General features: G+C 34.5%; 8 protein-coding genes. All 8 read left to right on the plus strand.

Annotation, left to right across the window (positions count from 1 at the left end; genetic code table 11):
* Positions 1–3 precede the first annotated feature (3 nt).
* The 8 genes from AC13DP_RS22105 (at position 4) to AC13DP_RS22140 (ending at position 8,100) form a co-directional block, all read left to right on the plus strand.
* The gene (locus AC13DP_RS22105) at positions 4–969 is read left to right on the plus strand and encodes a stage II sporulation protein M (protein WP_013071841.1); all 966 of its coding nucleotides are present in this window, start codon (positions 4–6) and stop codon (positions 967–969) included.
* Positions 959–1,822: a glycerophosphoryl diester phosphodiesterase membrane domain-containing protein gene (locus AC13DP_RS22110; RefSeq protein WP_347405697.1), complete on the plus strand. Its 864-nt coding sequence runs from the start codon at positions 959–961 to the stop codon at positions 1,820–1,822. The genes AC13DP_RS22105 and AC13DP_RS22110 overlap by 11 nt, the downstream gene beginning before the upstream one ends.
* Positions 1,819–2,631 carry a DUF4129 domain-containing protein gene (locus AC13DP_RS22115; RefSeq protein WP_347405698.1) on the plus strand — a complete coding sequence of 271 codons (813 nt, stop codon included), beginning with the start codon at positions 1,819–1,821 and terminating at the stop codon, positions 2,629–2,631. The genes AC13DP_RS22110 and AC13DP_RS22115 overlap by 4 nt, the downstream gene beginning before the upstream one ends.
* On the plus strand, positions 2,624–3,856 hold the full coding sequence (locus AC13DP_RS22120) for a DUF4350 domain-containing protein (protein WP_347405699.1): 1,233 nt from the start codon (positions 2,624–2,626) through the stop codon (positions 3,854–3,856). Before AC13DP_RS22115 ends, AC13DP_RS22120 begins: the two co-directional genes overlap by 8 nt.
* A gap of 59 nt (positions 3,857–3,915) precedes the next feature.
* The gene (locus AC13DP_RS22125) at positions 3,916–4,929 is read left to right on the plus strand and encodes an AAA family ATPase (RefSeq protein ID WP_228252144.1); all 1,014 of its coding nucleotides are present in this window, start codon (positions 3,916–3,918) and stop codon (positions 4,927–4,929) included.
* Positions 4,930–4,931: 2 nt separating this feature from the next.
* A complete protein-coding gene (locus AC13DP_RS22130) occupies positions 4,932–6,260 on the plus strand; it encodes a DUF58 domain-containing protein (RefSeq protein ID WP_483068501.1) in 1,329 nt (442 codons plus the stop codon).
* Between the two features lie 281 nt (positions 6,261–6,541).
* Complete coding sequence (locus AC13DP_RS22135) at positions 6,542–6,970, plus strand: DUF2141 domain-containing protein (protein WP_347405700.1); 429 nt, start codon at positions 6,542–6,544, stop codon at positions 6,968–6,970.
* A 167-nt stretch (positions 6,971–7,137) separates the two neighbouring features.
* Entirely contained in the window at positions 7,138–8,100 is a 963-nt protein-coding gene (locus tag AC13DP_RS22140; protein ID WP_347405701.1) for a LysR substrate-binding domain-containing protein, read from the plus strand.
* The last annotated feature ends 274 nt before the right edge of the window (positions 8,101–8,374 follow it).

Below are 8,374 nucleotides of genomic sequence, written 5' to 3' on the forward strand. Positions count from 1 at the left end.
AATATGCGCGAGGCTGCTTTTGTGAAGCAAAATAAAGATAAATGGCTAAAATTTGAAAGTCTCCTGAAAAATAATACTCATATTTCTCCAGATGAGCTTTCTGCTTCTTATGTAGAAATTACAGATCATTTAAGCTATGCCAACACTTTTTATCGCGGCAGTAATACAGCGAAATATTTAAATGACCTGGCATCACAGGCCCATCGTAAGATTTACAAAAACAAAAAAGAATCGAAAAATAAATTTATTCTATTTTATACTAAAGAGTTTCCACTGTTCTTCTACCAGTATCAAAAACAATTATTATTCAGTTTTATAGTCTTTGCGTTATTTGCGATTATTGGAGCCTATTCGGCTGCTAATGACGATAGTTTTGTAAGAGCCGTTCTTGGGGATGCTTATGTGAATTCAACTTTAAATAATATTGAAAATAACGATCCGATGGCCGTCTATAAACAGGCCTCGGAAACCGATATGTTTTTGGGGATTACCATTAATAATATTCGGGTAGGTTTAATGGCATTTACATTTGGTGTACTGGCAGGTCTGGGAACACTTGTGGTAATTATGCAAAATGCAATTATGCTGGGGTCTTTTCAGTATTTCTTTTATGACAAAGGACTTTTGTGGGCATCGGCACGAACCATCTGGATTCATGGTACGATAGAAATTTCGGTGATTATTATTGCAGCCTGTGCAGGTCTGGTTGTAGGACGCAGTATATTATTCCCTAAAACTTACAGCCGACTGCAATCCTTTGTCACCGGAATTAAAGACGGACTAAAAATCGTAATTTCTACCGTTCCGTTTTTTATAATTGCCGGATTTTTAGAAGGATTTGTCACCAGGCATACGGAAATGCCAGATATACTGGCTATTTTAATTATAACTTTGTCATTAATTCTAATCTTGTGGTACTACGTGCTTTTACCACATCGTTTACATAAAAAATTTGTTGATGGAAAATAACATATTCAGGTTCAGAAAAACCCGAGATTTTGGAGAACTACTAAGTGACACCTTTAAGTTTTTACGAGAAAACGGGAAAAGCTTTCTTAGTATCAATTTTAAAATTTGCGCCCCTTTCTTTATTGCGCTAATTTTAACCAATGCCTATTATACATATGTAACACTAGGAATGGGATTTGAAAGTTATGGAAATTTAACCGGTTTCTTAATCCCTGCATTCATAAATTTAATTGCTGTGTTTGTATATATCACAGCTCTATATTTAAGTGTTTTTAACTATATAAAATCGTACATCGCCAATAATGGTGTAGTAAGCGAAGATGATATAAAAAACGGGCTTAAAAAAGATCTGGGAAGCGGCTTAGCCGTTAATTTAATTGTTGGTATTTTAATTTTTACCGGACTTTTGTTTATATTAATTCCAGGTATTTATCTTGGTGTAGTGCTCACCTTAGCTTTACCCATTTTGGTTTTTGAACAAAAAGGAGTTGGTGATACAATTTCATCTTGCTTCCAGTTAATTAAAGATAACTGGTGGTTTACCTTTGGTGCACTTATCGTTTTTGGTATCATTATGTATTTGATCAATGTTGTTTTTCAAATGCCCATGATCATTTATATGATTGTTGGAATGATTTCCGGGTTAGATGCCGGTGTAGAATCCATGGCAGAATCTATGCAAAGTAAAGATCCTATATTGATGATCCTAACCATTTTGGCTTCTATCGCTCAGTACTTACTTTACATCATTACTCCAATCTTTATAAGTCTTATCTATTTTAATTTACACGAAGAAAAAAACTTTACCGGTACTTTTGAAAATATCGATAGGTTAGGCGAAGACCGCGAATGAAAATCTTAATTTCCCTTCTTTTATTAATTAATTTTAATCTGGCATTAGCGCAGCAGGATACTATTGCCCAGTCCGGCGCTAATACAGGAATGAAGCGAAAAGCAGAAGAAACTGCTACGGTATCCCCTCATGATAAAATCCGCTATGATACGACCAATAATCTTACGCCTGTAGAATTTAAAGAGCATAGAATTGAAGAACATAAGCAGGATAAAGATTTTAATTATCTAGAAGAGAAGCAGCAAAAAACCTGGTGGCAGGAGTTTAAAGAATGGATTAACCAGAAATACCAACAATTTCTACGTTGGTTATTTGGCGATTACGACGCTGGAAGCATCTTTGGTTTTATCATAAAATTAGTACCCTATATCCTGTTAATAGGTGTGATTTGTTTAATCATCTGGTTATTTACCCGCATGAATCCAGGTAAAGATATACTTCAGCAACCACAAACAGCTAAAGTACATTTAGATGATGAAGAAGAAATTATCCAAAATGCCGACATACCTAGCTTAATAAACACAGCTATAGAAAATGGCCAATATCGCATGGCGGTTCGTTATTATTATCTTCAGGCTTTAAAGGAACTAGATCTTAAAAACTTTATTGAATTTGAAGCGCAAAAAACCAACAACGATTATATCTCAGAAATTACTAATGAACAGCTAAACAGACTTTTCAGAAAGGGCACTCGAGTGTACAATTTTATCTGGTATGGTGATTTTCAGGTTTCTAAAGAAGATTTTTTACTTGCTGAAAAAGGTTTTTCAGAATTAAATTCAACCATTAAAAACACCAAAAATGAGTAGGTTGTATAAAGTTTCGCTTGGTGTTTTAATCCTTTTGGTCGCATTTCTAACCTATCTGGAAGCGATTGAACCAACTCCAATAAACTGGTATCCCAGCTATGCCAAAGAAGACAAGATTCCGCTTGGCACCTATGTTTTCTACGAAAATTGGAAGGATAGTAATCCAGAATATTTCGAGGAAATTAATATTCCGCCGTTCGAGTTTTTAAGCGACAGCTCCAAAATTAAAGACGGATCTTATTTTTTCCTGAATAATCACGTCATTTTTGACGAAGACGAATTGAATAAATTACTCGCCTGGGTAGAAAAAGGGAATACCGCTTTTATAGCTTCAGATGTTTTTGGAGAACAATTTTTAGATACCCTGCATTTAGAAACCAAACCTTACAGTAAAAAAATTCAGGATAAGGTGACATTTATCCCTAAAACGGAGTTAGATCTGATAAATCAAAATTTCAAGCAGGAAGGACCTTTTGAAGTTCCGCATGAATTCAGTTCTATTTATTTCAACAAAATAGATACTCTGAAAACAACTATTTTAGGAACGGTAAAATACGATGATGATACCTTAAGTGAACCCCAAATTAATTTTATTGAAACACCGTTTGGTAAAGGGAAGATCTTTATGCATAGTACGCCTGAAGCTTTTGGTAATTATTTTATGCTTAAGCACAATAATTTTAAATATGTAGAAAATATTTTGGCATATATCGACCAGAATCAGCCCATTTACTGGGATAATTATTATAAAACCGGTAAAGCACAGCCTACAAATTTGCTGTATGTGATCATGCAAAACAAGCCTTTAAAATGGGCCTATTATTTAATGATTCTGGCCTCTTTGTTATTTATTATTTTTGAAGGAAAACGAAAGCAACGAGCGATCCCAATCGTAGAACCATTAAAAAATCAGTCATACGAATACACCCAAACTATCGCCGATCTTTATCTGGAACAAAAAAAGATCGACGAATTAACCCAAAAAAGAATTCAGCATTTTAAAGAATATATCAGGACTGAGATTAAACTTGAACCTGATAAAAAACAAGATCAATTTTATACCATATTGGCCGATAAAACGGGTAACACGATTGAATTTGTAGAAGAATTATTCAAAAACATGGAGATACTGAGTACTAAAAAAGCTACTGCTCAGGATTTTGAAAATATAAGTAGGGGCATATATAAATTTAAATATGCCAATGCCCCAAAAGAAAAAATATAGACGGTGTTCGATAAAATCGGCGTAAAATATCGTTTCATGAGAAGCTAAAACCAACACTAATGGAAGAACAAAATATACACCCCAAAAACGAAGAGCATAAAGAACTTAATTTTGATGCCCGTATTCCCCTGGAAGCATTAAAAACTTCAGTAGAAGATCTGAAATCTCAGCTATCTAAAATTATCGTTGGGCAAACCGACTTTGTAGAGCTATTAATTGTAGGCTTACTTTCTAACGGCCATGTACTTATCGAAGGTGTTCCCGGGGTAGCAAAAACCGTAACAGCAAAGCTTTTTGCCAAATGCCTTAAAACCGATTTTAGCCGAATTCAGTTTACACCAGATTTAATGCCGAGTGATGTTTTGGGAACTTCGGTTTTAAACATGAAAACATCAGATTTTGAGTTTAAACCAGGGCCTGTTTTCTCCAACATCGTACTTATAGACGAAATTAATCGTGCACCCGCAAAAACTCAGGCTGCTCTTTTTGAAGTAATGGAAGAACGCCAGGTTACTATCGATGGGAAGCGCCATCAATTACAGGATCCTTTTATGGTTTTGGCTACTCAAAACCCGGTAGAACAGGAAGGAACTTATGCCTTACCTGAAGCACAATTAGATCGTTTTCTATTTAAGATTGAAGTAGATTACCCAAAATTAGAGGAAGAAATTGATATTCTTAAAGGTCATAACGAGAGAAAAGGAGCTCAACCTGAAGCCAATATCATTCCTATACTTTCTCCTGAAAAATTAAAGGAATTAAAAACACAGATTTTTGATATTAAAATTGAAGAAAAGCTCCTGCACTATATAGCCGAACTGGTAAGTAAAACCCGCCAACACGCGCATCTTTATTTAGGAGCTTCCCCAAGAGCATCCATTGCTATTATGAATGCTGCTAAAGCTTTTGCGGCTATCGATGGGCGTGATTTTGTAATTCCGGAGGATATTAAAAAATCGCTAAATCCGGTTTTAGGCCATAGAATTATCCTTTCCCCAGACCGCGAAATGGAAGGCATGAAAACTCGGGACGTTATTCAAATGATTAGCCAATCTGTAGAAATACCGCGATAGTGATTACATTTCTTAAGTCTTTATATTTAACCAAGCGTTTTTTTTATATTATCGCTGGGATTGCGATGCTTTTCCTATTCTCGTTTTGGATTCCAATCATCTATCCCATCCTTTGGGTGATATTGGTATTACTAAGCATCCTTTTAGTGATCGATATTATTGCGCTATATCAAAGTAAAGGTTTAAGCGCTCAACGTATTTTACCTGAAAAGTTTAGTAATTCAGATTCCAATACGGTTAAAATTCAAATTAAAAATGCCTATTCTTTTAAAGTTTTTGCTGAAGTTATCGAAGAACTTCCCATTCAGTTTCAAAAAAGGGATTTTTTATATACTGCGGAAATAACCCCTTCCGAAAACTATGAATTTGAATATGAAGTTACTCCCTTGCAACGTGGTGAGTATATTTTCGGAAAACTGAATGTATACGCACAAAGCATCCTAAAGCTGGCCAAAATCAGAAAGGTTTTTAATGCTGAGCAAATGGTAAAGGTATATCCTTCATTTATCCAGATGAAAAAACTGGATTTCCTGGCTATTGATAACCGAATTTCACAAGCCGGACTTAAAAAAATACGCCGACTCGGCCATACCATGGAATTCGAGCAAATAAAGGAATATGTGACCGGTGACGATGTGCGCACTATTAACTGGAAGGCGACCGCAAAACACCGAAATCTGATGGTAAATCAATTTCAGGATGAAAAAGCACAACCAGTATACTCGGTTATCGATACCGGGCGTGTGATGAAAATGCCTTTTGAGGGACTTAGTTTGCTGGATTACGCCATAAATAGTAGTCTTGCTTTTTCGAATATCGCCCTGCGTAAGAAAGACAAAACAGGAATGATTAGTTTTTCTGCTAAAATCGAAAAAATACTAAAAGATTCTTCCAGGATGAGTCAGTTACAACGTATCATGGAAAGCTTGTATAATATTAATACCGATTTTAAAGAATCTGATTTTGGTAGTTTATATGCCGGTATTAACCGGTTTATTACGCATCGTAGTTTATTGATGCTCTATACCAATTTTGAGCATCCATCAGCTTTAGAACGACAACTCCCCTATTTAAAAGCGATTAATAAACGACACGTGTTGGTCGTGATCTTTTTTGAAAATACTGAAATTACAAGGCTCCTGCACACTCAACCTGAAAACCTAAGCGAAAGCGCCCACCAGGGAGTTGCTGAAGAGTTTAGCCAGAATAAGATAAAAATGGCCAAAGAGCTACAACGTAACGGCATCCAAGTCGTACTTACCAAACCAAAAGATTTGAGCGTTAATACCATTAATAAATATCTGGAAATTAAAGCCAGGGGATTGATTTAGGGAGTGTAATTGTTCGACGGTTGGTATATTTTGGAGTATTCGGTAGTTGATTTTTAGAGCGTCTTCTCTTTGCAAATCTTAATTCCTTCTTCTTCTCTCAAATCTAAATACATTTAAGGTTAGGCTAAATTAAGTATTCATTGAATTCCTACCTTATAGTTTTATTGGATTTTGTAAATAACAATTCAGAAGTAAAAATTTACAGTTCAGTAAGTTACTTGTGATTCAATATAACTTCTTTCCTACTTTTACATTATAAAACTAAATAAAACCAATTAAACATGAGAACTTTAGCTATTATTTTTGCCCTTTTTATCACAGGATTTACTTCTAACGCACAGGAAACTGCAAAAGATACTACCGGAACGATTTCTGTAGAAATTTTAAATGTGACCAGTGATAATGGAAAGATGGTTTACGGAATTTATACCCAAGAAAGCTTTATGAAAAAACCTGTTTTTTCAAAGAATGCTAAAATAGAAAATGGGAAATCTGTAGTCACTTTTACTGATGTCCCTAAAGGGGAGTATGCTATAATTTGCTTTCACGATAAAAATGATAATGACAAAATGGATTTTGAAACCAATGGAATGCCACAAGAAGATTATGGAGTTTCAAACAATAAGTTAAACCCTTTTGGTCCACCGGTTTGGAACGATGGAAAATTTACTTTTGATGGTCATGAAAAAGTAATTACCATTCGGCTATAACAATTAACAATTTAGATTGAAACCCGCTTTTATAACCCACTAATTGCGGGTTTATAGTATAGATAAACTTTAGTATTTTTTCGTTTACAATAGAAAAAACTAATATATTTGTAAGTAAGGATTTTAAAAATATAAATCCAGATGATAAGGAAATATTATAGTAGACTATGACCATAACTCAGTTGCATTATGTTTTAGCTGTTGCCGAGCATAAAAACTTTACAAGAGCCGCACAAAAAGTATTTGTTACCCAACCTACTTTAAGTATGCAAATACAAAAATTAGAAGAAGAACTAGATGTTCTAATTTTTGACCGTGGTAAAAAGCCCATCGAGCTTACTGAAACAGGGAAAAAAATTGTCACTCAGGCCAGGAATATTGTGAATGAAAGCGATCGAATTCAGGATATCGTAGATCAACAAAAAGGATATATTGGTGGTGCATTTCGACTTGGGATTATTCCTACCGTAATGCCTACACTGCTGCCTATGTTTATTAATAATTTCATTAAAAAATATCCAAAGGTAAAACTTCAGATCGAGGAATTGCATACCGAAGCAATTATCGAAAAACTAAAAGAGGGTCATTTAGATGCTGCTATTGCTGCTACCCCTTTAAATATTGAAGGCATAAAAGAAAACGCTCTATACTACGAACCTTTTGTGGGCTATATCCCGCCAAGCCATCGTTTACATCATGAATACAAAATAGATGTAAAAGATTTGGATATTGATGATATCTTATTACTACAGGACGGTCATTGTTTTAAAGACGGAATCATTAATTTATGTAAAACAGTAAAATCTAGTGAAGCCGAACATTTTAGATTACAAAGTGGTAGTTTTGAAACCCTGATTAAACTTTCTAACGAAGGTTTGGGAATGACACTACTACCATACCTCCATACTTTAGATCTTTCTGAAAACGATAAGAGCAACTTAAAAATGTTTAAAGATCCCGTACCGGCAAGAGAGGTGAGTTTAATCTATAATCGCAGCGAATTAAAAATGCAAATCATCGATGCAATGCGCAAAGTGATAGCATCGGTTGTAAAGGGAGCTATAGCATTCCAAAATGTAGAAATTATAAGTCCCACACAACAAAAAAATAAGAAAGAACTTCAGTTTTAAATACTTATAATTAAAAAAGCGGCTTAAGCCAGTCATGGTCGGAAGATTATTCTTCCGACTTTTTTGTTATAAAGACTTTTTTCTTAATTATAATACCGAAGGAAATATATGAATAACCTACTGGTTATCAGACAAATAACTTGCTTTTATTCTTTGTTTTTTGTATCTTTAATATTGATAATCAGTCTTATATGTCAGTTTTTAAAGATCATAAGGTAACTGTAAATGAGTTACTTCAAGTTATACCTGAAGCCCTGTTATCCCAACTAGCTAC

The organism is Zunongwangia sp. L-65 (assembly GCF_056859415.1).

Bases quoted from the DNA above. Each gene is read 5' to 3' on its own strand.
- AC13DP_RS22105 (WP_013071841.1), top strand. From the start codon at position 4: ATGCGCGAGGCTGCTTTTGTGAAGCAAAATAAAGATAAATGGCTAAAA.
- AC13DP_RS22110 (WP_347405697.1), top strand. From the start codon at position 959: ATGGAAAATAACATATTCAGGTTCAGAAAAACCCGAGATTTTGGAGAA.
- AC13DP_RS22115 (WP_347405698.1), top strand. From the start codon at position 1,819: ATGAAAATCTTAATTTCCCTTCTTTTATTAATTAATTTTAATCTGGCA.
- AC13DP_RS22120 (WP_347405699.1), top strand. From the start codon at position 2,624: ATGAGTAGGTTGTATAAAGTTTCGCTTGGTGTTTTAATCCTTTTGGTC.
- AC13DP_RS22125 (WP_228252144.1), top strand. From the start codon at position 3,916: ATGGAAGAACAAAATATACACCCCAAAAACGAAGAGCATAAAGAACTT.
- AC13DP_RS22135 (WP_347405700.1), top strand. From the start codon at position 6,542: ATGAGAACTTTAGCTATTATTTTTGCCCTTTTTATCACAGGATTTACT.
- AC13DP_RS22140 (WP_347405701.1), top strand. From the start codon at position 7,138: ATGACCATAACTCAGTTGCATTATGTTTTAGCTGTTGCCGAGCATAAA.